Consider the following 24,485-nt stretch of genomic DNA (forward strand, 5'->3'; position numbering starts at 1 on the left):
CCCATGCCCAAACCGCCGCGACCACCCGCCAACGATCTCCAGTTCCGTCTGCCCGATGGCCGCGTCATGTCCGCCGTGGACATGCTGAAGCAGGCCCGAGCATCCAAACCGGGCGCGCCGCCGGCCGAAAAGCTGCCCGAAGCCGACCTGCAGACCATCCTGGACGCCTTGCTCTTGCTCGGCGGCAAGGCGCCCATCGCCCACGTCGCGCAGTGGCTGCAGATGACGGATCGCGAGCGTGCCAACGGCCAGGCTTTCACCCTCGCCAACGCGCGCGACGGCCTGCGCCAGTTGCTGGCCGAAGGCCGGGCTGAAACCGCCCATGGCGGCATGACCTTCGTCCACCTAGCCGACCACGCCGACCGCCTGCAGCAACTGCTGCAACAGCCCCACCGCGAGCGCCTGTGGCGCCAGCGCGTGCATCTCCTCAGCCCCGGTCGCGGCCACTGGCAGGACCCCATCGGCTGGGTCAGCTTGCGCGGCGCCGACGACGTCACCTCCACGCTGCGGCTGATGCTGTTCTCCGGCATGGGCATCGAGGATTTCCGCCGCCACCTGTCAGGGCCGCTGCGCGCGCTGGACCAGCCCCATCTCATCGCCAGCGCCTTCACCCAACCCTGGCTGCCGCAGGCGCTGGAACTGATGGACCCCGGGTTGCGCGACGGCCTGATGGGCCAGTTGCTGGACCAATTGCCCGCCGCCCACCCGCTGCGCCGCCAGATCGGCGACTGGCTGCAGGCCCGGCCCCGCCCGCTGACGCTCGAGATGCGCGTGCGCCTGGCCGAGGACGCCATGCTGGCCCTGGACTTCGACCGCGCCGAGGCGCACCTCGCCGGCATCGAGGGCCCCGCCGTCACGCTTCTGGCGGCCACCCGCGCCTTCGCCGCTGGCCGCTGGCCCGAGGCCGCCGCAGGCTTCGAAGCCGCCATCAAGGCCATCCACGCTGCTAGCCGCAGCCGCCGCGGCGCGCTGTCGCTGGATGTGGCGCGGCCCTATCTGCTCAGCCTGCTGGCCCAGGACGACCCGCAGCACTGGGAGCAGGCGCGCAAATACGCCATCGGCGAGTCGGGCACGCGCTCGCCCAGCCCTTATGACGACTGGGGGCTGTGGGCCCATGCCATCGGCTGCCGCCTCGGTCACGACAGCCCCATCGACGCCGCCTTCCAGCCCCGCCCCGGCAGCGACGCCATGCAGGTGGACCGCCTGCTGCTGCTCGCCTGGCTGGGCCGTCCCGCCAGCGGCTGGACGGCGCCGCTGCTGCAGGCCGCCACCGAGGCCGTCCAGCCGCAGCCCCTGCTCGCCGAACTGCTCGGCGCCGCACTGCAGCGGCTGGACCTCGGCGGCGCCCCGCCCGCGCGCATTGCCAGCCCCTTCGGCGCGCCGAAGGAAGCCTGGCAGGACGCCCTCGCCGCCATCACCGCGCTGAGCCAGGACGGCAAGGCGGCCGGCGCGGCCGGCAACCAGCCCGACCTCGCCTGGCAGCTCAGCCTCGACGCCGCTGGCCGCGTCAAGACGCTGGAACCGCTGGAGATGCACGTCGGGGCGCGCGGCGGCGTGAAGTTCAAGGCGGCCAGCCTCAGCAAGCTCAAGAAGCAGGGGGCCCAGCGCAATCGCGACAACCTCGTGCTGCGCCACATCGAACGCGACGCCTGGGCGGGTGCGCGCGACCTGAGGCTGGACGTGACCCAGGCCCTCGTCGCCCTCGTCGGCCACCCCCACCTGATGTTCGCCGACGCCCCCGGCCAGTGGGTCGAATTGAGCGAAGGCCTGCCGACGCTGGAAGTCCGCCGCGTCGGCGACGCCTTCGAGTTCCACATCCAGCCGCCCCTCGTCACGGCCGAGCCCGCGCCGGATGGCCAGCGCTTCGGCAACCAGGCCGAACTGGAGCAGGAGCGCCGCAACAGCCAGCGCGTGGAGCGCACCGGCCCGGGCCGCGCGACCCTCATCCGCATCACGCCCGTCCAGCGCCGCGTGGCCGAGCTGGTGGCGCAGGGCTGGCGCGTGCCTGCACATGCCACCGCCGAGCTGGGCGCCGCCCTGCAGGTGCTGACGGGCCATTTCCAGCTGCATTCCGACGCCGAGGCCGGCCAGCGCGTGGCCGGCGACAGCCGCCTGCATGCCCGCCTCACGCCCCAGGGCGAGGGCCTGTCGCTGCTGCTCGTCGCCCAGCCCTTCGGCGACTTCGGCCCCGCCGTCACGCCGGGCCAGGGCCGCGAGCGCCTGATGTGCCTGCATGAAGGCGTGAGCCTGGCCACCGAGCGCGACCTGGCCGCCGAAAGCCGGCACCGCGCCGAAGTCATCGCCGCCCTGCCCTTCCTCGACCCCGAGCAGCCGCCCGACCAGCCCTGGCTCCTGGCCGACCCCGAGCAAGCCCTGGCCGCCGTCGAGCGCCTGCCCGCCCTGCCCGGCATCGCCGCCCTGGCCTGGCCCAAGGGCAAGCCGGTGCGCGTGCTGCCGCTGGACGGCGCGGCCGTGCAGATCAACGTCAGCAGCGGGCGCGACTGGCTGGGCCTGAGCGGCGAGGCCTGCGTCGACGAAGGCCGGGTGCTGGGCCTGCAGGAGCTGCTGGCCCTGAGCCGCGGCAGCAAGAGCCGATTCGTCCGCCTGGCCGAGGGCCATTACCTCGCGCTGTCCGAACAGCTGCGCCAGCAGTTGCGCGACCTGGACGCGCTGAGCCAGGTCCGCAAGGGCGAGCTGCAGCTGCCCGCCGCCGGCTCGGCTTGGCTGGACCAGGGCCTGGCCGGCGTGCAACTGGCCGGCGACCGCGGCTGGCGAACCCGTGTCGAACAGCTCGCCGCCGCGGCCGCGCTGCAGCCCCGCGTTCCGAAGTCGCTGCGCGCCGAACTGCGCGGCTACCAGGTCGAGGGCCTTGCCTGGATGAGCCGCCTGGCCGCGGCCGGCTTCGGCGCCTGCCTGGCCGACGACATGGGCCTGGGCAAGACGGTGCAGGCCCTTGCCCTGCTCATCGATCGCGCGGCCGACGGGCCGGCGCTGGTCATCGCGCCCACCTCGGTCTGCGGCAACTGGCTGGCCGAATGCAGCGCCTTCGCGCCCTCGCTGAAGGCGCAGGGCTATGCGGATGCCAGCGACCGCGGCGCGCTGCTCGCCGCGGCCGGCCCCGGCGACGTCATCGTCGCCAGCTACGCCCTTGCGCAGATCGACGTCGAGGCCTTCGCCGCCATCCGCTGGCATACGCTGGTGCTGGACGAGGCCCAGGCGCTGAAGAACGCGGCCACCAAACGCGCCAGGTCCGTCGCCGAGCTCGACGCCGGCTTTCGCCTGGCGCTGTCGGGCACGCCGGTGGAAAACCGGCTCGCGGACCTGTGGTCGCTGATGAATCTCATCAATCCCGGCCTGCTGGGCACGGCGGCGCAGTTCAACGAGCGCTTCGCCGGGCCCATCGAGCGCCAGCAGGACGCGTCTGCCCGCGCAAGGCTGCGCCGCATCGTCGCGCCCTTCCTGCTGCGCCGGACCAAGGCCCAGGTGCTGCAAGACCTGCCCGCCCGCACCGAGATCGTCCACCGTGTGGAGCCGAGCGAGCAGGAGCGCCACTTCCTTGAAGCCCTGCGCCGCGATGCCCGGGCCGCCGTGGCCCAGGCCGCTGCCGACCCCGAGCGCGGGGCACCGATGCAGGTGCTGGCCGAGCTGATGCGGCTGCGCCGCGCCGCCTGCGACCCGCGCCTGGTGTCGCCCGAGCTGGGCCTGGTGGGCAGCAAGATGGCCGAGTTCGAGCGCATCGTGCGCGAGCTGGTGGAGGGCGGCCACAAGGCCCTCGTCTTCAGCCAGTTCACCGACTATCTCGACCTGCTGGGGGAGCGCCTCACGCAGATGAGCCTGGCCTTCCAGCGCCTGGACGGCAGCACGCCCCAGGCCGAGCGCACGAAACGCGTCGCCGCCTTCCAGCGCGGAGATGCCGACGGGGGCGAGGTCTTCCTGATCAGCCTGAAGGCCGGCGGCTTTGGCCTGAACCTGACGGTGGCCGACTATGTGCTCATCGTCGATCCCTGGTGGAACCCCGCTGCCGAGGACCAGGCCGCCGGCCGCGCCCACCGCATGGGCCAGCAGCGGCCCGTGACCGTGTACCGGCTGGTGACGGCGGGCTCGGTGGAGGAGCGCATCATCGAGCTGCACCGCGACAAGCGCGGCCTGGCCGAAGGCATGCTGGAGGGTGACGGGCAGGTGGCGCCGTTGGATGCGGCAGCGTTGGCCGCCCTGCTGGAGGATAAGTAGACCGTATTCGGTCTATATTCGGCCCGCATTCTTTCAGGCAGCTCCGCCATGCTCAGTGCGCAAGTCAAGCCCATCAGCTATCTCAAGAGCCACGCGGCCAGCATCGCCAACGAGATCGCGGAGTCCGGCGAACCCCTGCTCATCACGCAGAACGGTGAGGCCCGGCTGGTTGTCATGGACGTGCATGCCTACGAGCGCCAGCAGGAAACGCTTGCGCTCCTGAAACTGCTGTCGCTGGGCCAGCGCGACATCGAAGCAGGCCGCATGCGCGATGCCCATGAAGTGTTGGCTGACCTTGAGAAGGACGACGCCGCGTGAAGGTGGTCTTCCTGCCCGGGGCGGAGCAGGACCTGCGCGACATCCGCCGCGATGTTCTGAAGAAGTTCGGCGCACCGGCGTGGACAGACACGCTGAACCGACTGCGTGCCACGGTCGACACGCCGCAAGCCTCCCCGCTGTCGGGCGCCGTTCCCGACGAGGTCCGCGAACTCGGCAGCGAGCGCTACCGCCAGCTCATCTCGGGCAGGAACCGGGTCATCTACGAGCCCACTGCCGAGGTCGTCTACATCCACATCGTCTGCGATGTCCGGCGCGACCTGCGCGGGCTGCTGGCGCGGCGCCTGCTGCAAGTGCGCTGATGGGCACGGAGTCGACCTGGATCGCCGGCGCCGCCGGCCTTGTCGCCCGCGCGCCGCGGCTTGCGCTGGATCATCCCGGCCCGTCGGTGCAACTGCTCGAATCGGGTGCGATGCAAACCCTGGGAGCCCCATGAAAATCACCTTCCTCGGCGCCGCCGACACCGTCACCGGCTCGCGCCACCTGCTCACCCTGGGCGACCAGCGCCTGCTGCTGGACGCCGGCCTGTTCCAGGGCTTCAAGACCCTGCGCGAGCGCAACTGGATGCCGCTGGGCGCGCCGGCCAGCGAGCTCGACGCCGTGCTGCTGTCCCACGCCCACCTCGACCACTGCGGCTACCTGCCCGCACTGCGCCGCCAGGGCTTCAAGGGCCCCATCTACGCCACCACCGCCACGCGCGACCTCTGCGACGTGCTGCTGCGCGACAGCGCCCACCTGCAGGAGGAAGACGCCAAGCGCGCCAACCGCGAGGGCTCCAGCCGCCACGAGAAGGCACTGCCGCTGTACGGCGTACGCGAGGCCGAGGCGACGATGGCGCAATTCGCCCCCCTGCCGCGGGAAGGCCGCCTCACGCTCGGCGACACCCAGGTGCGCTTCACGCCGGCAGGCCACCTGCTCGGCGCCACCTCCATCCACGTCAGCCACGGCGGGCGCTCGCTGCTGTTCTCGGGCGACATCGGCCGCGTGGGCGACCTGCTGATGCCGCCGCCGCAGGTCCCGCCGGCCGCCGACATCGTGATGATCGAGTCCACCTACGGCAACCGCCTGCACCCGGCCGAGGACGTGCAGGCCCGCCTGGCCCAGGTGCTGCGCACGACGCTCAAGCGCGGCGGCTCGGTGCTGCTGCCGAGCTTCGCCGTCGGCCGCGCCCAGGCCCTGCTGCTGGTGCTGCAGCGGCTGCGCAATGCCGGCGAGCTGCCGCTGGACGTGCCGATCTGGCTGGACAGCCCCATGGCCGAACAGGCCACCGAACTGACCGTCAAGCACGCCCGGCTGCTGCGCATTTCGGCGAGCGAAGCGCGCAGCCTGACCGACCGCGTGCGCTACGTCACCAAGCAGGCCCAGAGCCTGAAGCTGGCCGCCAGCCTGGCGGCGCCGCGCGCCCGGCCGTCCATCGTCATCTCCGCCAGCGGCATGGCCACCGGCGGGCGCGTGCTGAACTACATCGAGACGCTGGCGCCCCAGGCCCGCCATCACATCGCCTTCCCGGGCTTCCAGGCCGGCGGCACGCGCGGCGCGCGCATGGTGGCCGGCGAGCGCGAGATCAAGCTGCGGGGCCGCTGGGTGCCGGTCAATGCCGAGGTCAGCCACCTCGACGGCTTCTCCGGCCACGCCGATGCCGACGGCCTGATGCAGTGGCTGCGCGCCCTGCCCCGGCCGCCGGAGCAGGTCTACGTGGTGCACGGCGAGCCTGCCGCCGCCGACGCCCTGCGCTGCCGCATCCAGGAGGAACTCGGCCTGCCCGTGCGCGTGCCCCAGCACGGCGAGACCGTCGAGGCCTGAGATGGAGCTGCCCCCGGCCCAACCCCGCGCGCTGAACGCGGCGCGTGTCTGGTCCGCCCCCCGAGGGGGCGGCGATGCTCGCGGCTTCGAGCCGCAAGCACATCGCCGGCGCGGGCCGGCTCGGGAGCGGCCCAGCGCTCGGCCCGCAAATACCCCGTTTCATCGGCTGCGGGTGGTGCGCAGCACCATGGACAACTGAGATGGACGGCGCCCAACCCTTCGGCGTCTCCAGCGAACTCATCGTCGGCCTGGCGGCGGCGCTGGGCAGCGGGCTGCTCATCGGCCTGGAGCGCGAGCGCCACAAGCGCCGCGGCCCCAACCACGAACCCGCCGGCCTGCGCACCTTCACGCTGGCGTCGATGTGCGGCGCCCTCGCCCAGGCCCTGGCCGTGCCGGGGCTGGTGCCCGTCGGCGCCCTGGCCATCACGGCGCTGGCCGCCATGGCCTACCTGCGCAGCCGCGGCCGCCCGGGCCTGACGACCGAGGCCGCCCTGCTCGTCACCTACCTGATCGGTGCGCTGTGCGTGACGGCGCCGCTGCTCGGATCGCCCGCCGCCGTCGTCATGACGGCGCTGCTGGCCGCCCGCACCCGGCTGCACCGCTTCGCCACCCAGGTGCTGCGCGAGGAGGAGCTGCACGACGCCCTGCTGCTCGGCGCCCTGGCCTTGGTGGTGATGCCGCTGATGCCCCAGCAGCCCCTGCCCTGGCTGGCCGGCATGAAGGCGCATTCCCTGCTCGGCCTGATGCTGCTCATGCTGGTGCTGCAGGCCGTCGGCCACGTCGCCCTGCGCCTGGCCGGCCCGCAGGCGGGGCTGGCCGTGTCGGGGCTGCTGTCGGGCCTGGTCTCGAGCACGGCCACCATCGCGGCCATGGGCGCGCGGGCCCGCGCCCAGCCGGGCCTGGCCCTGGCCTGCGCGGCCGGCGCGGTGATGTCCACCTGCGCGACCTGGCTGCTGGCCCAGGTCATGCTCTTCGCCATGGCCCCGCAGGCGGCGCTGCTGGTGCTGCCGGTGTCGCTGCTCGGCGCGGCCCTGTGCGGCGGCCTGGGCTGGCTGCTGGCCCGGCGTTCGCGCCGCGACGCGGAGGCCACCCCGGCCGCGCCCGAACCCGAGGGCCCGCGCGGCCCGCTGCGGCTGCGCGAGGCCCTGGTGCTGTCGCTGATGCTCGGCGCCGTGGCCGTGGCGGTGAGCTGGGCGCGCGAGCACTTCGGCCGCTCGGGCCTGTACGGCGCCGTGGCGCTGACGGCCTTTGCCGACGTGCATGCGCCCATCGCCTCGCTCGCGGGCCTGCAGGCCGCCGGCAGCATCGGCCGCGGCCAGGTGCTGCTGGGCCTGCTGCTCGCCTTCGCCTGCAACAGTACCACGCGCGGCATCACGGCCGTGGCGGCCGGCGGCTGGCGCTTCGCCCGCTTCGTCATCCCGGCCCTGGCCCTGCCGCTGCTGCTGGGCGGCGGCCTGGCGGCGCTGCTGCTCTTCGGGGCCGGTTCGTGACCCGCGCGCCGCTCGAGCCGGCCCGGGTCGTCTTCGACCCGGCCGGGCCGCCCCGGTCGGCCGAGTTCGGCGACGTCTACCACGCCCGCGCCGGAGCGCTGGAGCAGGCACGGCACGTCTTCCTCGGCGGCAATGGCCTGCCACGGCGCTGGCAGGGCCGCGAGCGCTTCGTCGTGCTGGAGACGGGCTTCGGCCTGGGCAACAACTTCCTGGCCACCTGGGAGGCCTGGCGGCAGGACACTGACCGCTGTGCGCGCCTCATCTTCGTCAGCGTGGAGAAGCACCCCCTGCGGCGGGACGACCTCGCCCGCGCGCACGAAGGCAGCCCGCTGCCGGCCCTGGCGGCCCAGCTCGTCGAGCGCTGGCCGCCGCTGTCGCCGGGCCTGCACACGCTGGGCTTCGAGGGCGGGCGGGTCGAGCTGCTGCTGGGCCTGGGCGACGCCCGCGGCCTGCTGCGCGAACTGGTGCTGCAGGCCGACGCCTTCTTCCTGGACGGCTTCGCCCCGGCCTGCAACCCCGAGCTGTGGGACGCCTACCTGCTGAAGGGCCTCGCCCGGCTGGCCGCGCCCGGAGCCACGGCCGCCACGTGGAGCGTGGCGCGGCCCGTCCGCGACGGGCTGTCCGCCGCCGGCTTCGAGGTCGAGCGCGTGCCGGGCTTCGCCAGCAAGGGGCAGATGAGCGTGGCCCGCTTCGCGCCGCGCCATCTGCCGCAGCGCCCCGCCGGCCGCGAGCCGCTCGCGCCGGGAGCGCGCAGCGCCGTCATCCTCGGCGCCGGCCTGGCGGGCGCGGCCTGCGCGCTGGCGCTGTCGCGCGCCGGCCTGGCCTGCACCGTCATCGACGCCCTCGACGCCCCGGGCCGGGCCAGCTCGGGCAACCCGGCCGGGCTCTTCCACGGCACGGTCAACCCCGACGACGGTCCCCATGCCCGCTTCAACCGCGCCGCGGCCCTGGCTACCCAGGCCCAACTCGCCGAGCTGGGTCTGCCCCACCAGCAGGGCCTGCTGCGGCTGGAGACGCGGCTGCCGCTGGAGCGCATGCAGGACGCGCCCAGCTACGTGGAGGCGCTCTCGCGCGAGGCCGCCTCGGCCCGGGCCGGCACGGCCCTCGGCCACCCGGCCTGGTTCTACCCCGGAGGCGGCGCCGTGGACCCGGCGGCCTATGCCCGAGCCCTGCTGGCGGCCAGCGGCGCCGAGCTGCGGCTGCAGACGACCGTGGCCGCCCTGCACGAGCAGCCGGGCGGCTGGGCGCTGCTCGACGCTGCCGGCGGGCTCCTGGCGCAGGCGCCGCTCGTCGTGCTGGCGGGCGGCCACGGCCAATTGCCACTGCTCGGGCCCGCGGCCGACGGGCTCACCGTGCAGCGCGGCCAGATCACCCGTCTGCCGCAGGCACCCTGGTGCCCGGCCCTGCCCATCGCGGGCGAGGGCTATGCCATCGCGGACGGCCACGGCGGCCTCTGGTGCGGGGCCACGGCCCAGGACGGCGACGCCGATCCGGCCCTGCGCGCGGCAGACCAGGCCGACAACCTGGCCCGTTATGCCCGGATGGCCGGGCTGGCCGAGATACCTCAGGCGCCGCTGGCCGGACGCGTCGGCTGGCGGCTGATCGCCCCCGACCGCCTGCCGCTGATCGGTGGCCTGGCCGCCCCCGGCCCCCTGGCCGACCAGCTCAAGCTGCAGCCACGCCGGCCGGGCCTCGTCCTCTGCACGGCGCTGGCCTCCCGCGGCATCACCTGGGCGGCACTGGCCGGGCGCCTGGCGGCGGCACTCGCCCTGGGCTCGCCCAACCCCCTGGAAGCCGACCTCGTCGAGGCCGTGGACCCGCTGCGCTTCGCACTCAGGCGGGCCCGGCGTGGAAAACCAGCGGTTTAGGCCAGGTTCGATGCGGCACGGCGGCCGCCGCCGGCGCGGGGCCCGGGCAAACTGCCCGGATTGCCCTCAGCGGCTCCAAGAGGAAGCTCCATGTTCAACGGTTTGCTGGGTTCCCGCAGCATTGCGCAGCGCCTGACCTTCGTGCTCGGCCTGGTCCTGCTCATCTCCTTCATCGGCTCGGCCATCGGCTTTTTCGCGCTCAACCAGATGGCGGCGCGCTCGTCGGAGATGTATGGCGACTTCCTGGCGGCCGAACGCGACGCGACCGAGTACTACCGCCTCGTCAGCGGCGGCGAAGCGCGGGCGCAGGCGATCGCCCTGTCCGGCGACCTGACCCTGGGTGACCAGCTCGCCGCCACGGCCGCCGCATCCACCGAAGTGGCGAGCGGCGTGCTCAAGAAGATCGAGCCGCGCATGGACACCGAGGCCGAGAAGGCCCTGCTCAAGGCCCTGGACCAGGCCCGCGGCGGCTACCGCACCGGGCGCGAAGCCCTGATGAAGGCCAAGAAGTCCGGCGACGAGGCCGCCGCCAAGCAGGTGTATGCCAACGAATTCCAGCCCGCCGTGACGCGGCTCAGCGAGGCCACCCAGGCCATCGTCAAGTCCCAGCGCGAGCAGCTCGACAACTCGGCCCGCGAGCTGGAAAGCGCCAACGCACGGGCCCGCACCAGCCTGGTCGTCTTCGCGCTGATCTCCCTGGCCCTGGGCGTCTATTTGTCGCTCGCCCTGGGCGCCTCCATCACCCGCCCGCTGCGTAGCGCAGCGGAAGTGGCCGAGGCGATCGCCGAGTTCGACCTGACGCGCGACATCCCCACCGGCGGCCAGGACGAAGTCGGCCGGCTGCTCAATGCCCTGCACGGCATGCAGAGCGCGCTGCAGAAGCTCATCGGCGAGGTGCGCGGTGCGGCCGACAGCATCGGCACGGCCAGTGCCGAGATCGCCACCGGCAACATCGACCTGAGCCAGCGCACCGAACAGACAGCCAGCAACCTGCAGAACGCCGCCTCCTCGATGTCCGAGCTGACGGGCACCGTCAAGCAGACGGCCGATGCCGCCATGACGGCCAACCAGCTCGCCAGCTCGGCCGCCAGCGTGGCCCAGCGTGGCGGCGAGGCGGTGTCGCAGGTGGTGGCGACGATGGACGAGATCAGCCAGAGCTCGCGCAAGATCAACGAGATCATCGGCGTCATCGACGGCATCGCCTTCCAGACCAACATCCTGGCCCTGAACGCCGCAGTGGAAGCCGCCCGGGCCGGCGAGCAGGGCCGCGGCTTCGCCGTCGTGGCCGGCGAGGTGCGGGCCCTGGCCCAGCGCAGCGCGGAGGCCGCCAAGGAGATCAAGAGCCTGATCAGCGCCAGCGTGGAGCGCGTGGACTCCGGCACCGAGCAGGTCCAGGCCGCGGGCGCCACGATGACCGAGATCGTCGCCAGCGTGCAGCGGGTGACGGACATCATCGGCGAGATCAGCGCCGCGGCCCGCGAGCAGAGCGAGGGCATCGGCGTGGTCAACGGCTCCGTCGTGCAGCTCGACCAGATGACCCAGCAGAACGCGGCCCTGGTGGAGGAGTCGGCCGCCGCGGCCGAGAGCCTGCGCGAGCAGTCGGCCCGCATGGCCGAGGCCATCGGGGTGTTCAAGCTGTCCGGCAGCACCTCCCGCCATTCGGCGGCACCGATGGCGGCCCGCCCGCCTCTCGCCAAGGCCGCGCCGGCCATGCCGCCCGTGGCCAAGGCACCCGCTCCCAAGGCCCCGGTGACGAAGGCCGCGGCCCCTAAGCCGCCGATGGCCAAGCCTGTCGCGGCCAAGCCGGCCGCCCAGCCCGCCAAGCCTCGGCCGGCCCCGGAGGTCGCCCCCCGTCCCGCGCCCGCTCCGCGGGTCGCCGCGGCGCCCGTCGACGACGGCGACTGGGAAACCTTCTGAACCGAAGCGGCCTCACCGGCCGCCACGACCACACCAAGCCGGGCCCTGCCCGGCTTTTTCTTGTGAATCCGGAAATGCCCGTCCCTGATTCGAGGCTGGAGCGCGGCTTTCCCTCGGACGGCGAGGCGCTGCCGCGGGAAAACGCCGGGCCGCAAGGCCGGACGCTGTTGCGCGCGGGCGCCAATTGGGGGTGACTCCCGACACCCCCCGATGCCGGGTGCACAGAAAGTCGGCCTGCCGCCAGACCCGGCGCGCCCCGCGGCAGATCCGCCGCTTCCAACAATCCAGGAGCTTTCGATGTATCGCCCCAACTTCCGCCTCTCCCTGTTGAGCATGGCGTTCGTGGCCTCATTGGCCCAGGCCCAGTCCTTCCACGCCGATGCGGCCCAGCTGCATGCCCGCGCCGAGGACCATGTGCGCCAGTTCCCCGGCCTCAGCCTGCACGGGCGCGACCACGCCTACCAGGTGCGCGACGTCATCGTCGACGCCGACGGCAGCAGCCACGTGCGCATGGACCGCACCGTCGGCGGCCTGCGCGTCATCGGCGGCGACCTGGTCGTGCAGACCGACCGCCTCGGCAACCTGCGCGCGATGCACCACAACCTGCACTGGGGCATCCAGTCCGCCGGCAAGCCCGCCCTCAACGCCAGCCGCGCCGCGCTGGCCGTGACCCGCACCCAGGCCGGCAGCGTGGGCAAGCCCGAACTCGTCATCTACGCGCGTGACCAGGCGCCTGCCCTGGCCTGGGATGTGCCCCTGACCGGCGAGAACGCCGACGGCACGCCTTTCGAGAAGCACGTCATCGTCGACGCCGCCAACGGCCGCCAGCTCGACGCCTGGGACGACATCCACACCGCCGCCGCCACCGGTACCGGCAAGACGCTGTACAGCGGCAACGTGACGCTGACGACCAACAGCCTCACCAGCGGCTACGAGCTGCGCGACCCCAGCCGCGGCGGCACCTACACGATCAACATGAAGAACCGCACCAGCGGCGGAACCATCTTCACCGACGCCGACAACACCTGGGGCAACAACGCGACGAGCGACGTCGCCAGCGCCGCCTCGGATGCGCAATACGGCACCGCCGTGACCTGGGACTACTACAAGAACGTCCATGGCCGCTCCGGCATCGCCAACGACGGCAAGGGCGCCTACAACCGTGTGCACTACAGCCGCAACTACGCCAACGCCTACTGGTCGGACACCTGCTTCTGCATGACCTACGGCGACGGCGACGGCACCAGCATCAAGCCGCTGGTGTCGCTCGACGTGGCCGGCCACGAGATGACGCATGGCGTCACCAGCCGCACCGCCAACCTGACCTACTCCGGCGAGTCGGGCGGCCTGAACGAAGCCACCTCCGACATCTTCGGCTCCATGGTCGAGTTCTATGCCGCCAACGGCAGCGACGCCGGCGACTACCTGATCGGCGAGAAGATCATGGTGGGCGGCGGCGCGCTGCGCAGCATGGTCAAGCCCAGCAGCGACGGCGCCTCGGCGGACTGCTGGTACTCGGGGGTGGGCAGCCTGGACGTGCACTACAGCTCGGGCGTCGCCAACCACTTCTACTTCCTGCTGGCCGAAGGCACCAACAGCAGCTACGGCACCAGCCCCACCTGCGTGGCGGGCAACACCCGGGTGGCCACCGGCTCGGGCTCGCTCACCGGCATCGGCCGCGACAAGGCCGCCAAGATCTGGTACCGCGCCCTGACGACGAAGTTCACCTCGTCCACCAACTACGCCGGCGCGCGTGCCGGCACCATCGCCGCCGCCAACGAGCTCTACGGCACCGGCAGTGCCGAAGCCAATGCAGTGGCTGCAGCCTGGACGGCGGTGGGCCGCAACTGAGGCCCGTCGCTAGTCTTCGGAAGGGGCGCCCGCGGGTGCCCCTTTTTGCGTGTAGCTCGCCTTGCGGCCACGGGCCGGATACCAGACCTCGCGCTCGACCCAGTGCGCCAGACGCCCGGCACGGTCGCTGCGCTGCTCGCGCAGCCAGGCCAGCGCCACTTCATCGAGCACATAGATGCCGTCGCGTTGCTCGCGCAGCGACCCGGAGCCGCGCCGCCTCAGCGAGGCGGCCGGCATCGGCGCGCCAAGGGCCGTTGCCACATCCTCCAATGCCAGCCAACGCTGGCGCAGCATTCCGTCGTCCTCGACGCGGATGCGATGGCCCTTGAACTGGTAGAAGCGGCCCTGCACCGGCCTGAACGCCAGGCCGCGCAGCAGGCGCCACATCATGATTCCCAGCGCAACGATGTCCGGCGCCAGCGCCTGACCCAGCGCACGGACCGCCACGAGCAGGCCCAGCAGCGCGCCGGGCACGCCACCCACCACCCACCACAGCAGCAACGCCATCGAGCCGCCCAGCGCCAGCTTCAGCAACACGCTGCGCCACCAGTGGTGCCGCTCATGCGACGCCGCATCGAAGCCGAAAGGCGGACGCGACATGCCGCGGTTCAGAACCTCAGCGTCTTCACGCCGTCGGCCGCGCCGAGCAGGCAGACCTGGGCGCGGTGGCGGGCGAACACGCCGACGGTGACGACGCCGGGCCATTGGTTGACCTCGGTCTCGAAGGCCAGCGGGTCGTCGATGGCCAGGCCACGCACGTCGAGGATGTGGCCGCCGTTGTCGGTGACGACGCCCTCGCGCAGCCGCGCCTCGCCGCCCAGCCGGGCGAAGCGCCGCGCGAGCTGGGCCGCCGCCATCGGGATGATCTCCACCGGCAGCGGGAAGCGGCCCAGCGTCTTGACGAGCTTGGATTCGTCGGCGATGCAGACGAAGGTCTCGGCGAGGTCGGCGACGATCTTCTCGCGCGTCAGCGCAGCGCCGCCGCCCTTGATCATGAAGCCGCGCCCGTCGATCTCGTCGGCACCGTCGACATAGACGGCCAGGCCGGTGACCTCCGAGGCGTCGAGCACCTGGATGCCGTGGCTGCGCAGGCGCTGGGTCGAGCGCTCCGAGCTGGACACGGCGCCCGGGATGGCGATGGCCCCCGCCGCGATCCGCGCCGCCAGGGCGTCGATGAAGCAGTCCACCGTGGACCCCGTGCCGACGCCGAGGACCTGGCCGGCGGGGACGTGGTCCAGGGCCGCGCGGCCGACGAGTTGCTTGAGCTGGTCTTGGTTCATGAAGCGATGAGGAGAGAAGGGAGCGGGCGGCGCAGGCTTGACTTCAGTCGGAGCGCGCCACCCGCAGGAGTTTGAACCCGAGGGATTCGGGCCGAGCGCTGGGCCGCTCCCGAGCCGGCCCGCGCTGGCGACGCTTGAGGCTCAATGCCGCAAGCGTCGCCGCCCCCGCGGGGGGCGGACCAGACACGCGCCGCGTTCAGCGCGCGGGGTTGGGCCGGGGGCAGTTCCATCTCACTCGCGGCGCTTCTGTACCGCGGCGGCGAGTTCGCGCAGCAAGGGTTCGGTCTGGGCCCAGCCCAGGCAGGCGTCGGTGATGGACACACCCGGCTTGAGGTCGGCCTTGGTCTGGCCCGGCTGCAGGTCCTGCCGGCCTGGCTGCAGATGGCTCTCGATCATCACGCCGGTGATGCGGCGGTCGCCGCCGGCGATCTGGGCGGCCACGTCGTGGCCGACGTCGACCTGGCGCTCGTACTTCTTGCTGGAGTTGGCGTGCGAGAAGTCGATCATGACCTGCTCGCGCAGGCCCGAGGTCCGCAGGGCGTCGCAGGCGGCGTTCACGGAAGCCGCGTCGTAGTTGGGCGCCTTGCCGCCGCGCAGGATGACGTGGCAGTCCTCGTTGCCGCGCGTCTCGAAGATGGCGGCCGTGCCCATCTTGGTCATGCCCATGAAGGCGTGGGGCGAGCTGGCGGCGAGCACGGCGTCGCTGGCAACCTTGATGCCGCCGTCGGTGCCGTTCTTGAAGCCGACCGGGCAGGAGAGGCCCGAGGCCAGCTGGCGGTGGCTCTGGCTCTCGGTCGTGCGCGCGCCGATGGCGCCCCAGGCGATGAGGTCGGAGATGTACTGCGGCGACAGCAGGTCCAGGAACTCGGTGCCGGCGGGCAGGCCCAGGGCGTTCACGTCCAGCAGCAGCTGGCGGGCCAGGCGCAGGCCCTCGTTCATGTGGAAGCTGCCGTCCAGCCGCGGGTCGTTGATGTAGCCCTTCCAGCCCACGGTCGTGCGCGGCTTCTCGAAGTAGACGCGCATGACGAGGAGCAGGTCGCGGCTGAGTTCGTCGCGGGCGGCCTTGAGCAGCCGCGCGTAGTCCATGGCCTGGTCGTGGTCGTGGATGGAGCAGGGGCCGACGACGACGAGCAGCCGGTCGTCGCGGCCGTGCAGGATGGCACCGATCTCCTGGCGGGCCTGCTCCACCAGCTCCAGCGTGGCGTCGGGGATGGGCAGTTCCTCCAGCAGCAGGGCCGGGCTGATGAGGGCACGGACCGCGCCGATGCGGGTGTCGTCGGTGCGGGTGGTGTCGCGGGTGGCGTCGCGCGAGCCGCTCTCGCGGTCGTGGGCGGGATCGTCCAGGGGTTTCATGTCGGGGCTCCAGAGAACCCCGGCATTGTCACTTCTTGCCGGCCAGGCAGACCGCCAGGGCCGAGACCGCGAATCCCGCAAGGGCCAACGGCGACAGCCTTTCGCCCAGCAGCACGAAGCCCATCAGGGCCGAAACGCCGGGGATGAGGAAGAACAGCCGCGCCACCTGCCCCGCCTGGCCGCGGCGGATCATGATGAACATCAGGCTGAAGGCGCCGATGGAGTTCACCAGGCCGAGCCACAGCCAGGCGCCGACGAGCTCCAGGTGCCAGTCCACGGCGAAATGCTCGGTCGGCCCCGCCAGCGCGGCCACCGCCAGGGCCGACACGGCCATCTGGATGCCGGCGCCGCTGCGCAGGTCCATGTGGGCGCAAAAGCGCTTCTGGTAGAGGGTGCCGGCCACCAGCCCCAGCAAGCCCAGGCCGGCCGCGGCATAGCTCGCCCAGGCGCCGCCCAGCGGCTTGTCGGCCACCACCAGCCCCACGCCGGCCAGGCCGCCCAGCAGGGCCGCCCACTGCCGGCCGCTCAGGCGCTCGGCCAGCCAGAGATGGGCGCCCAGGGCGGTGGCCAGCGGCATCAGGCCGATGAGCAGGCCCGCCACGCCGGCGCTCAGGCCCCAGCGCAGCGCGAAGTAGATGCAGGAGAAGTGCAGCACCTGCATCAGCAAGCCCACGACGGCGAGGTGGCCCCAGGCTCGCGCCCGGTGCGGCCACGGCGCGTCGGTGGCCATGGCGAGTGCGAGCAACACGACGGCCGCCAGCCCGAAGCGCAGGGTCAGCAGCGTCAACGGCCCGGTGTGCGGCAGGGCCAGCTTGCCGGCCACGTAGCCGCTGCTCCACAGCAGGATGAAGAGCAGCGGCAGGCTGGACGCCGCCACGGCGGCCGCCAGCCGCGCGAGCGGGCCGGGACGGAAGGATTGGGCCGGCAAGCAGGGAGACAGGGCAGACATCGGAGGCTCCTGGAAACGACAGGCTGCCACTCTAGAAATCACCCAAAGAAGACACAATCCGCCGGCAAGTCGATTCAGAGTTTCCAGTTGGAGAACGATCATGGGCCGTCTCGAAGACCTCCAAGCCTTCGCCCGCGTCGTCGACGCGCGCGGTTTCTCGGGCGCGGCGCGGCTGCTGGGCACGACGAAGTCGGCCGTCAGCAAGCAGGTGGTGCGGCTGGAAGACCAGCTCGGCGCGCGGCTGCTGCACCGCACGACGCGCAGCGTCAGCCCGACGGCCGAGGGCCGCGCCGTGTATGACCGGGCCTTGCGCCTGCTGGAGGAGTCGCTGGCGATGGAGACCGAACTGGCCGGCCGGCGGGACGAGCCGCGCGGCGTGCTGCGCCTGTCGGTGTCCACCGCCTTCGGCAACCTGCAGTTCACCCGGCTCATGACGGCCTTCTGCGCCCGCCATCCGCAGCTCGACGTGGTGCTCGGGCTGAACGACCGCTACGTCGACCTGGCCGAAGAGGGCTTCGACGTCGTGCTGCGGCTGACGGCCAGGCCGTCGGACGGCCTGGTGGCCCGGCGGCTGGCGCCCATCCGCTTCGTGCTGTGCGCGGCGCCGGCCTACCTGCAGGCGCATGGCGAACCGCAATCGGTGGCCGACATCGCCGGCCACCGCTGCCTGCGCTTCGGCTACCTGCAGTCGCCCGACCGCTGGCGCTTCCGCCATGCCGAGCACGGCGAGGCCGAGGTGGAGACGCGTGGGGCCCTGCGCTTCGAGAGCGGGCTCACGGCCAACAGCAGCGAGTCCCTGCGCATCGCCGCCCTCGCCGGCATGGGGTTGGCGGTGCTGCCGACCTACGCCGTCGGCCCCGACCTGCGCTCGGGCCGGCTCCAGGCCCTGCTGCCAGGCTGGCGCCCGGTGGGCGGCCTGGCCGATGCCGACACCCTCTATGCCGTCTACCTCCCCAGCCGCCACCCGGCGCCCAAGGTCAGGGCCCTGATCGATTTCATGCTCGAGCAGATGGGCGAGGTGCCGCCCTGGGACCGGCCGGAGGACGGCGGCTGAGGTCGGCCTCCACCGCGCTTGGCGACAATCAGGGGCTATGCCACTGATTCCCTACGCCCTCACCCGCCCCTTCCTCTTCGGCCTCGACCCCGAACGCGCCCATGAGTTGACGCTGGACGGCATCGCCCGGCTGCAGAACACGCCCGCGCAATGGCTGTGGTGCGGCGAACGGGTCAGCGACCCGGTGACCGTCGCCGGCCTGCGCTTTCCCAACCGCATCGGGCTGGCGGCCGGCCTCGACAAGAACGGCCGCTGCATCGACGGCCTGGGCGCCATGGGCTTCGGCTTCATCGAGGTCGGCACGGTGACGCCCAAGGGCCAGCCCGGCAACGACAAGCCGCGCATGTTCCGCCTGCCCGAGGCGCGGGCCCTGATCAACCGCCTGGGCTTCAACAACGAGGGCCTGGCCGCCTTCATTGGCAACGTCCGGCGCGCCCACAGCTTCCGCGCGGCCGGCGGCATCCTGGGCCTGAACATCGGCAAGAACGCGGCCACGCCCATCGAGAACGCGGCGGACGACTACCTGCTGGGGCTGGAAGGCGTCTTCCCGCATGCCGACTACATCGCCGTCAACATCTCCAGCCCCAACACCAAGAACCTGCGCGCCCTGCAGAGCGACGAGGCGCTGGACGCCCTGCTGTCGCGCCTGCAGCAGCGCAAGCTGCAGCTGGAGAGCCGCACCGGCCGCAGCGTGCCCATGTTCGTGAAGATCGCGCCCGACCTGGAGGAGGCGCAGGTGGCCGTCATCGCGCAGACGCTCAAGGTCAACGGCATCGACGGCGTCATCGCCACCAACACCACCATCGCGCGCGACAAGGTACAGGGCCTGCCCCACGCGGAGGAAACCGGCGGCCTGTCGGGGGCGCCGGTCTTCGAGGCCAGCAACCGCGTCATCCGCCTGCTGCGCGCCGCCCTGCCCGCGGGCTATCCCATCATCGGCGTGGGCGGGGTGCTCAGCGGCGAGGACGCCCGGGCCAAGATCGCCGCCGGCGCCGACCTCGTGCAGGTCTACACCGGCCTGATCTACCAGGGCCCCGGCCTGGTCAGCGAATGCGCGCGGGCCCTGGCCAGGCGCTGAACTTGCCCGTCACGGCCATGAAAACCGCCGCCCTCGTCCTTTGTGCCGCGCTGCTGGCCGGCTGCGCCACCCTCGACCGCGATGCGCGGCTGCGCCCCGGCGAAAGCCGCGACGCCGACGTCATGGCGATCTACGGACCGCCCACGCGGGTCTGGCCGGAGCCAGGCGGCGGGCGCACGCTGGAGTATTCGACCCAGCCCCGGGGCAAGCACTGCTACATGGTGCACCTGGGCGCCGACGGCCGCCTGATCGGCGTCGAGGACGGCCTCTCGCCCGCCAGCCGCGCCCGCATCGAGCCGGGCATGACGCCCGAGCAGGTCAGCCGCATCCTCGGCAACGAACGCAGCCGGGTCTTCTACCGCAACAGCGGCGAGGAGGTGTGGGACTGGACCATCGAGCCCGAGCAATCGGGCTATGGCATGCGCTTCAACGTCTACTTCAAGGACGGCCGCGTGCTGCGCTCGGGCCAGAGCATGGTCTTCCCGAGCCGCTTCTTCGGGCTGGACGACTGAGTAAAAAAACCCCGCTGCTTGCGCAAGGCGGGGTTTCAGAGGAGACAGCCAGCTGGCATGACGGCGCGTCCGATGGGACGCACCGTTGCCGCTGCCGATCAGGACTCGCGGCGGCGACGCGAAGCGACGAAGCCGATCACGCCCAGGCCGGCGCCCAGCAGGGCGTAGGTCTCGGGTTCCGGCACCGGCGCCGTCGTGGAGGCGATGGCGTAGGACGCCGTGCCCGCCGTCACGCCGCCGAGGACGGAGTAGTAGTAGTTGCCGGAAGACAGCGACACCGTGTGGGTGGTCGGCACGCCGCCGAAGGTCCAGGCGCCGAGGCCGACGTCGTCGCTCGTACCCATCACGTGGTCGGCACCGAAGGAGTAGAGGCTGTAGGCCCCGCCCACGATGTTGCCGAACGACAGGACACCGCTGGTGACGCTCGAGGCCGAGGCCAGCGAGAAGCTGTAGGTGTCGAAGATGGCGCCGCTGGTGACGGTGTTGCCGCCCAGTTCGAGCGCATCGTGCGAGCCCCAGTTCGTGCTGGCAGCGTGGCTGCTGAGCGCGGTAAGTGCCACCACGGTCGCGGCGGCGATGTTTTTCAACTTCATATGCGTAGCTCCTGACTTTGACGGTCAAGCACAACCGCCGGAAATCATTGTGCGGTGCAACGAAGCGGTAGGAAGTCTCGGGACACCCTTCGGCCTAGGGGTGCGACCCGATTTACTTGTAGCTTCTTGTAAGGATACGCACAGCCCTTGTCACTTCTGCACCCAAGCAGCGCGCGGCGTCACCAGTTCCGTGCAAGCCACCAGTTCTGTGCAGGCCGTCACTCGGCCGCCAGCCGCAACACCTTCTGCAGGCCCTCGACCGTCTTGCCCTTGCGGGCCCGCTTGCCGGCGTGGGCAGCCAGGGACTGGTTCTTCAGCACCTCCTCGCGCGGCTTGCCGCCGCGCCCGCTGCCCAGCACCCGCAGCTGGGCGGTGAAGCAGGCGAGCGACGCCACGGAGTCCTTGGCTTCCAGGTCCATCAGCATCAGCCCCTTGCCGCCCTTGGGCTGGTGCTTGAGTTCATCGAGCGGGAAGCTGAGCAGCCGGCCCTGGGCGCTGAGCACGCCGAGCTGCAGGGCCACCGCGTCGCCCGGTACGGCCGCCAGCAACGGCTGCTCGCCCTCATCCAGCGCCAGGAATGTCTTGCCGGCCTTCTGGCGCCCGACGAGGTCGCCCAGCTGGGCGATGAAGCCATAGCCCGACGAGCCCGCCATGACGAGGCGCTGGGTCGGCGCGCCCGCCACGTAATGGGCGATCTGGCTGCCGCTTTCGAGCTCGATCAGGGTGGTGATGGGCTGGCCGTCGCCGCGCCCGCCCGGCAGGGCCGAGACGGGGACGGAATAGACGCGCCCGGTGCTGCCCACGACGATGAGCGGATCGACACTGCGGCAGCGGAAGGCCCCCCAAAGCGCGTCGCCCGCCTTGAAGGTCTGCGCCGCCACGTCCACCTCGTGGCCCTTGAGTGCCCTCACCCAGCCCTTCTGGCTGACGATCACGGTGACCGGCTCGTCGACGATCCGCACCTCGGCGACGACGCGCTTCTCGGCCTGGATCAGCGTGCGGCGGTCGTCGCCGTATTGCCTGGCGTCGGCCTCGATCTCCTTGATGACGACGCGGCGCAGCGCGGTGGTGCTGCCGAGGATGTCCTCCAGCTTGCTCCGCTCGTCGCGCAGGCTGGACAGCTCCTGCTCGATCTTGATCGCCTCCAGCCTCGCCAGCTGGCGCAGCCGGATCTCGAGGATGTCCTCGGCCTGCCGGTCGCTGAGCTTGAAGCGGGCGATCAGCGCCGCTTTGGGCTCGTCGGACTCGCGGATGATGCGGATCACCTCGTCGATGTTGAGCAGCACCAGCTGCCGGCCTTCGAGCACGTGGATGCGGTCGTTGACCTTGGCCAGGCGGTGCTCGGTACGCCGGCGCACCGTGGCCTGCCGGAAGGCCACCCACTCGGCCAGCACCTCGCGCAGGCTCTTCTGCGTCGGCCGACCGTCGGCGCCGATCATGGTCAGGTTGACCGGCGCGCTGCTTTCGAGGCTGGTGTGGGCCAGCAGGGTGTTGATCAGCTCCTGCTGCTCGATCGTGCGGCTCTTGGGCTCGAAGACGATGCGCACCGGGGCGTCCTTGCTGGACTCGTCGCGCACGCCGTCGAGCACGGCCAGCAGGCTGGCCTTGAGCTGCAGTTGCTCGGCCGAGAGCGTCTTCTTGCCGGCCTTGACCTTGGGGTTGGACAGCTCCTCAATCTCCTCCAGCACCTTCTGGGCGCTGGTGCCGTGAGGCAGCTCGGTGACGACGAGCTGCCACTGCCCGCGGGCCAGATCCTCGATCTTCCAGCGGGCGCGCAGCTTGAGGCTGCCGCGGCCGGAGGCGTAGGCGGCGCGAATTTCCTCGGGCGCGCTGATGAGTTGCCCGCCGCCCGGGAAGTCGGGGCCGGGCACGAGCTCGTAGAGGGCGTCGTCGCCGAGCTTGTCGTCCTTCAGCAGGGCCACGGCAGCAGCGGCCACCTCGCGCAGGTTGTGGCTGGGAATCTCGGTGGCCAGGCCCACGGCGATGCCGCTGGCGCCGTTGAGCAGCACCATGGGCAGGCGCGCCGGCAGCTCGACGGGCTCCTGCTGGGTGCCGTCGTAGTTGCCGCGGAAGTCCACCGTGCCTTCGTCGATCTCGTCGAGCAGCAGCCGCGCGATGGGCGCGAGGCGGGCTTCCGTGTAGCGCATGGCCGCGGCGCCGTCGCCGTCGCGGCTGCCGAAGTTGCCGTGGCCGTCGATGAGGGGATAGCGCAGGGAGAAGTCCTGGGCCATGCGCACGAGGGCGTCGTAAACCGACTGGTCGCCATGCGGGTGGAAGTTGCCGAGCACGTCGCCCACGACCTTGGCGCCCTTGACCGGCTTGGCCCCGGAGTTGCCCGACCAGCCCAGGCCCAGGCGCTGCATCGAGTACAGGATGCGGCGCTGCACGGGCTTTTGTCCGTCTGAATAGGCCGGCAGCGCCCGGCCCTTGACGACGCTGAGCGCGTACTCGAGGTAGGCCTGCTGGGCATAGGCGGCCAGCGTCAGCGCGTTGGGGTCGTCGGGGCCGTTGCCGGCATTGCTGCCATTGCCATCAAGGGGGCCGCCGCCATCGGGGCCGTCGAAATCGATCGTGGTCTGGGAACTCATGGGTGCAGGGTCAAGCGCTGCGCACGGGCCGGCTGGCTCTGCTGCAGCAGGGCCCAGTACAGCTCGAGGACGAGCTGCACGTGGGCCTGGGTTTCGTCGATGTCGGGCACGCGCCCGCCGGCGCGGCGCACGGCGCCCTCGCCGGCATTCCAGGCCGCCAGCGCCGCGTCGATGTGGCCGAAGCGGCGGATCAGGTCGGCCAGCATGCGCGCGCCGGTGTGGATGTTGATGCGCGGCTCGATCAGCCGCGCGGCCTCGGCCGGCGACGCGTAGCGGCTGGCCGTCTCGGGGGTGATCTGCATGAGGCCGAGGGCGCCGCGGGGCGACACGGCGCCCTTCTGGTAGCCCGACTCGACCGCGATGATGGCCTTGAGGAGCTCGGCATCCACGCCATGCTGGCGCGCTGCTTCCCTCACCCACGGCTGCACGGCCTTGACTTCGGGGGCGATGTCCAGCCAGGTCAGCAGCGTGGCGCCCGAGTCCGCTTTGCCGGGCACCTGCAGCGCCCGCGCCATGCCGCCGAGCACGGGGCTGTAGCGCGAGTCCAGGGGCCGCGGCGCGAAGTGAGCCACGCCGGCCGCATCGACATAACCCCACAGCTCGGCGCGCGCAGGCAGGGCCAGCGCGAGCGGCAGGAGCAGCAGCCAGGCCGGCCTCATCCGCCCTCCAGGCCCAGGGCCGTGCGGGCCCGATATTCGCGGTCCAGCAGCGACATCACGATGAGGGAGTCGTAGCCGTCGGCGCCGTCGATGGCGACGCGCACGCTTTCGCGCAGACGCCCCTCCTCGACGAAGCCTTCGCTCTGGTAGAGGCTGAAGGCGCGCGTGTTGAGCGCCTTCACGTCGAGCCAGAAGCGATGCGCCTTGAGCTGGGTGAAGGCCATGGCCTTGAGCTGCCGCACGACGGCCCGCCCGAGGCCCCGGCCCTTGGCCTGCATGACCAGGCGCTTGAGCTCGACCGAGCCGTTGGGGTTGCGGCAGCCCTGCAGGATGACGAAGCCGATGCGGGCCAGTTCGTCTCCCTCCTCGACGATGAAGTGCCGCGAGTCCGGAAAGCGGATGGCGCCCTCGTGCTGGGGCCGCTCCCAGGGCGTGATGAACGGCAGGTTGGCGCCATCGCGCTCGAGCGATACGACCCAGTCGAGGTCGGAGAGCATGGTCGGGCGAAGGCGCAGCGCGGCGGTCATGCGAGGAAGGGGTTCACCACGCGCAGGCGAGACTCGATCTGCAGACCGGCCTGCAGATCTTCGGTCATGAACTCATCCACGCCAGCGTCCAGCGCCGCCGCCAGTTGCAGGGCGTCCCACCAGCCGAGGCTGTGACGGCGTACCAGGGCGAGGGCGATGCGGTGGGTGTCCAAAGTGAGGTCCACGACGCGGCACAGCGCCGACACCGTTTCCACGACCTCGGAGACTTCCGGCCAGGACAGCGCCCGCTTGCGCCTGAGGACGTTCACCAACTCGTTCAGGGCCTGCACGCTGATGAACGGCTTGGTGGCCAGCAGTCGTTCCGCCACGGCCGCCTTCGCCGGATCGCGATCGAATGCATAGACCAGGACATTCGTGTCGAGGGCCATGCTCGGCC

Annotated in this window: 20 protein-coding genes; 11 read left to right on the plus strand and 9 right to left on the minus strand. The window is 71.9% G+C overall.

Translation table 11 applies throughout. From position 1 onward, the window contains the following. Positions 1-3 precede the first annotated feature (3 nt). From LXT12_RS26875 to LXT12_RS05030, 8 genes are all read left to right on the plus strand, one after another. The gene (locus tag LXT12_RS26875) at positions 4-4,230 is read left to right on the plus strand and encodes a DEAD/DEAH box helicase (RefSeq protein WP_304622751.1); all 4,227 of its coding nucleotides are present in this window, start codon (positions 4-6) and stop codon (positions 4,228-4,230) included. Between the two features lie 48 nt (positions 4,231-4,278). Next, positions 4,279-4,548 carry a type II toxin-antitoxin system Phd/YefM family antitoxin gene (locus LXT12_RS04995; RefSeq protein WP_233390061.1) on the plus strand — a complete coding sequence of 90 codons (270 nt, stop codon included), beginning with the start codon at positions 4,279-4,281 and terminating at the stop codon, positions 4,546-4,548. Then, a complete protein-coding gene (locus LXT12_RS05000; RefSeq protein WP_233390062.1) occupies positions 4,545-4,868 on the plus strand; it encodes a type II toxin-antitoxin system RelE/ParE family toxin in 324 nt (107 codons plus the stop codon). Before LXT12_RS04995 ends, LXT12_RS05000 begins: the two co-directional genes overlap by 4 nt. Before the next feature lie 130 nt (positions 4,869-4,998). Next, positions 4,999-6,369 carry an MBL fold metallo-hydrolase RNA specificity domain-containing protein gene (locus tag LXT12_RS05005; protein ID WP_233390064.1) on the plus strand — a complete coding sequence of 457 codons (1,371 nt, stop codon included), beginning with the start codon at positions 4,999-5,001 and terminating at the stop codon, positions 6,367-6,369. A gap of 200 nt (positions 6,370-6,569) precedes the next feature. Continuing rightward, positions 6,570-7,859, plus strand: coding sequence for an MgtC/SapB family protein (locus LXT12_RS05010; RefSeq protein ID WP_233390067.1), 1,290 nt, complete (start codon positions 6,570-6,572; stop codon positions 7,857-7,859). Then, positions 7,856-9,727, plus strand: coding sequence for a bifunctional tRNA (5-methylaminomethyl-2-thiouridine)(34)-methyltransferase MnmC2/FAD-dependent 5-carboxymethylaminomethyl-2-thiouridine(34) oxidoreductase MnmC1 (mnmC, locus tag LXT12_RS05015; protein WP_233390069.1), 1,872 nt, complete (start codon positions 7,856-7,858; stop codon positions 9,725-9,727). The genes LXT12_RS05010 and mnmC overlap by 4 nt, the downstream gene beginning before the upstream one ends. A 90-nt stretch (positions 9,728-9,817) precedes the next feature. Further along, entirely contained in the window at positions 9,818-11,644 is a 1,827-nt protein-coding gene (locus tag LXT12_RS26880; RefSeq protein ID WP_304622752.1) for a methyl-accepting chemotaxis protein, read from the plus strand. A gap of 297 nt (positions 11,645-11,941) precedes the next feature. Next, on the plus strand, positions 11,942-13,495 hold the full coding sequence (locus LXT12_RS05030; protein ID WP_233390070.1) for a M4 family metallopeptidase: 1,554 nt from the start codon (positions 11,942-11,944) through the stop codon (positions 13,493-13,495). A gap of 9 nt (positions 13,496-13,504) precedes the next feature. Here LXT12_RS05030 and LXT12_RS05035 read toward each other — a convergent pair whose 3' ends face one another. From LXT12_RS05035 to LXT12_RS05050, 4 genes are all read right to left on the minus strand, one after another. Beyond that, entirely contained in the window at positions 13,505-14,095 is a 591-nt protein-coding gene (locus LXT12_RS05035; protein WP_233390072.1) for a BRO-N domain-containing protein, read from the minus strand. Positions 14,096-14,103: 8 nt separating this feature from the next. Then, positions 14,104-14,775, minus strand: a complete 672-nt coding sequence (gene rpiA / locus LXT12_RS05040) for a ribose-5-phosphate isomerase RpiA (protein ID WP_233390074.1) — start codon at positions 14,773-14,775, stop codon at positions 14,104-14,106. Positions 14,776-15,006: 231 nt separating this feature from the next. After that, complete coding sequence (locus LXT12_RS05045) at positions 15,007-16,128, minus strand: 3-deoxy-7-phosphoheptulonate synthase (protein WP_233390076.1); 1,122 nt, start codon at positions 16,126-16,128, stop codon at positions 15,007-15,009. A 28-nt stretch (positions 16,129-16,156) separates the two neighbouring features. After that, positions 16,157-17,077: a DMT family transporter gene (locus tag LXT12_RS05050; RefSeq protein ID WP_233390078.1), complete on the minus strand. Its 921-nt coding sequence runs from the start codon at positions 17,075-17,077 to the stop codon at positions 16,157-16,159. 100 nt (positions 17,078-17,177) lie between these two features. Between LXT12_RS05050 and LXT12_RS05055 the strand changes: the two genes are divergently transcribed. From LXT12_RS05055 to LXT12_RS05065, 3 genes are read left to right on the plus strand one after another with little or no spacing between them, the layout of a single operon-like run. Then, positions 17,178-18,131 carry a LysR family transcriptional regulator gene (locus LXT12_RS05055; protein WP_233390080.1) on the plus strand — a complete coding sequence of 318 codons (954 nt, stop codon included), beginning with the start codon at positions 17,178-17,180 and terminating at the stop codon, positions 18,129-18,131. Positions 18,132-18,168: 37 nt separating this feature from the next. Beyond that, the gene (locus LXT12_RS05060) at positions 18,169-19,209 is read left to right on the plus strand and encodes a quinone-dependent dihydroorotate dehydrogenase (protein ID WP_233390082.1); all 1,041 of its coding nucleotides are present in this window, start codon (positions 18,169-18,171) and stop codon (positions 19,207-19,209) included. Positions 19,210-19,226: 17 nt separating this feature from the next. Further along, positions 19,227-19,721: an outer membrane protein assembly factor BamE gene (locus tag LXT12_RS05065; RefSeq protein ID WP_233390084.1), complete on the plus strand. Its 495-nt coding sequence runs from the start codon at positions 19,227-19,229 to the stop codon at positions 19,719-19,721. Positions 19,722-19,819: 98 nt separating this feature from the next. Here LXT12_RS05065 and LXT12_RS05070 read toward each other — a convergent pair whose 3' ends face one another. From LXT12_RS05070 to LXT12_RS05090, 5 genes are all read right to left on the minus strand, one after another. Next, positions 19,820-20,314, minus strand: coding sequence for an FxDxF family PEP-CTERM protein (locus LXT12_RS05070; RefSeq protein WP_233390086.1), 495 nt, complete (start codon positions 20,312-20,314; stop codon positions 19,820-19,822). Between the two features lie 218 nt (positions 20,315-20,532). Continuing rightward, positions 20,533-22,902 carry a DNA topoisomerase IV subunit A gene (gene parC, locus LXT12_RS05075; protein WP_233390088.1) on the minus strand — a complete coding sequence of 790 codons (2,370 nt, stop codon included), beginning with the start codon at positions 22,900-22,902 and terminating at the stop codon, positions 20,533-20,535. Then, positions 22,899-23,561, minus strand: coding sequence for a lytic transglycosylase domain-containing protein (locus LXT12_RS05080; RefSeq protein ID WP_233390090.1), 663 nt, complete (start codon positions 23,559-23,561; stop codon positions 22,899-22,901). The genes parC and LXT12_RS05080 overlap by 4 nt, the downstream gene beginning before the upstream one ends. Next, complete coding sequence (locus tag LXT12_RS05085; RefSeq protein WP_233390092.1) at positions 23,558-24,088, minus strand: GNAT family N-acetyltransferase; 531 nt, start codon at positions 24,086-24,088, stop codon at positions 23,558-23,560. The genes LXT12_RS05080 and LXT12_RS05085 overlap by 4 nt, the downstream gene beginning before the upstream one ends. After that, complete coding sequence (locus tag LXT12_RS05090) at positions 24,085-24,477, minus strand: PIN domain-containing protein (protein ID WP_233390093.1); 393 nt, start codon at positions 24,475-24,477, stop codon at positions 24,085-24,087. Before LXT12_RS05090 ends, LXT12_RS05085 begins: the two co-directional genes overlap by 4 nt. Between the last annotated feature and the right edge of the window lie 8 nt (positions 24,478-24,485).

The sequence above is a fragment of the Pelomonas caseinilytica genome (assembly GCF_021353235.1).
Lineage (GTDB): Bacteria > Pseudomonadota > Gammaproteobacteria > Burkholderiales > Burkholderiaceae_C > Pelomonas > Pelomonas caseinilytica.

What these genes read in the sequence shown, in the direction of transcription:
- LXT12_RS05010 (WP_233390067.1), top strand. Translation starts at nt 6,570, where the DNA reads ATGGACGGCGCCCAACCCTTCGGCGTCTCCAGCGAACTCATCGTCGGC.
- parC (WP_233390088.1), bottom strand. Translation starts at nt 22,902, where the DNA reads ATGAGTTCCCAGACCACGATCGATTTCGACGGCCCCGATGGCGGCGGC.
- LXT12_RS05065 (WP_233390084.1), top strand. Translation starts at nt 19,227, where the DNA reads ATGAAAACCGCCGCCCTCGTCCTTTGTGCCGCGCTGCTGGCCGGCTGC.
- LXT12_RS05050 (WP_233390078.1), bottom strand. Translation starts at nt 17,077, where the DNA reads ATGTCTGCCCTGTCTCCCTGCTTGCCGGCCCAATCCTTCCGTCCCGGC.
- LXT12_RS26875 (WP_304622751.1), top strand. Translation starts at nt 4, where the DNA reads ATGCCCAAACCGCCGCGACCACCCGCCAACGATCTCCAGTTCCGTCTG.
- LXT12_RS05045 (WP_233390076.1), bottom strand. Translation starts at nt 16,128, where the DNA reads ATGAAACCCCTGGACGATCCCGCCCACGACCGCGAGAGCGGCTCGCGC.
- LXT12_RS05070 (WP_233390086.1), bottom strand. Translation starts at nt 20,314, where the DNA reads ATGAAGTTGAAAAACATCGCCGCCGCGACCGTGGTGGCACTTACCGCG.
- LXT12_RS05055 (WP_233390080.1), top strand. Translation starts at nt 17,178, where the DNA reads ATGGGCCGTCTCGAAGACCTCCAAGCCTTCGCCCGCGTCGTCGACGCG.
- LXT12_RS05035 (WP_233390072.1), bottom strand. Translation starts at nt 14,095, where the DNA reads ATGTCGCGTCCGCCTTTCGGCTTCGATGCGGCGTCGCATGAGCGGCAC.
- LXT12_RS05005 (WP_233390064.1), top strand. Translation starts at nt 4,999, where the DNA reads ATGAAAATCACCTTCCTCGGCGCCGCCGACACCGTCACCGGCTCGCGC.
- LXT12_RS05085 (WP_233390092.1), bottom strand. Translation starts at nt 24,088, where the DNA reads ATGACCGCCGCGCTGCGCCTTCGCCCGACCATGCTCTCCGACCTCGAC.
- LXT12_RS05030 (WP_233390070.1), top strand. Translation starts at nt 11,942, where the DNA reads ATGTATCGCCCCAACTTCCGCCTCTCCCTGTTGAGCATGGCGTTCGTG.
- rpiA (WP_233390074.1), bottom strand. Translation starts at nt 14,775, where the DNA reads ATGAACCAAGACCAGCTCAAGCAACTCGTCGGCCGCGCGGCCCTGGAC.
- LXT12_RS05080 (WP_233390090.1), bottom strand. Translation starts at nt 23,561, where the DNA reads ATGAGGCCGGCCTGGCTGCTGCTCCTGCCGCTCGCGCTGGCCCTGCCT.
- LXT12_RS26880 (WP_304622752.1), top strand. Translation starts at nt 9,818, where the DNA reads ATGTTCAACGGTTTGCTGGGTTCCCGCAGCATTGCGCAGCGCCTGACC.
- LXT12_RS04995 (WP_233390061.1), top strand. Translation starts at nt 4,279, where the DNA reads ATGCTCAGTGCGCAAGTCAAGCCCATCAGCTATCTCAAGAGCCACGCG.
- LXT12_RS05060 (WP_233390082.1), top strand. Translation starts at nt 18,169, where the DNA reads ATGCCACTGATTCCCTACGCCCTCACCCGCCCCTTCCTCTTCGGCCTC.
- LXT12_RS05090 (WP_233390093.1), bottom strand. Translation starts at nt 24,477, where the DNA reads ATGGCCCTCGACACGAATGTCCTGGTCTATGCATTCGATCGCGATCCG.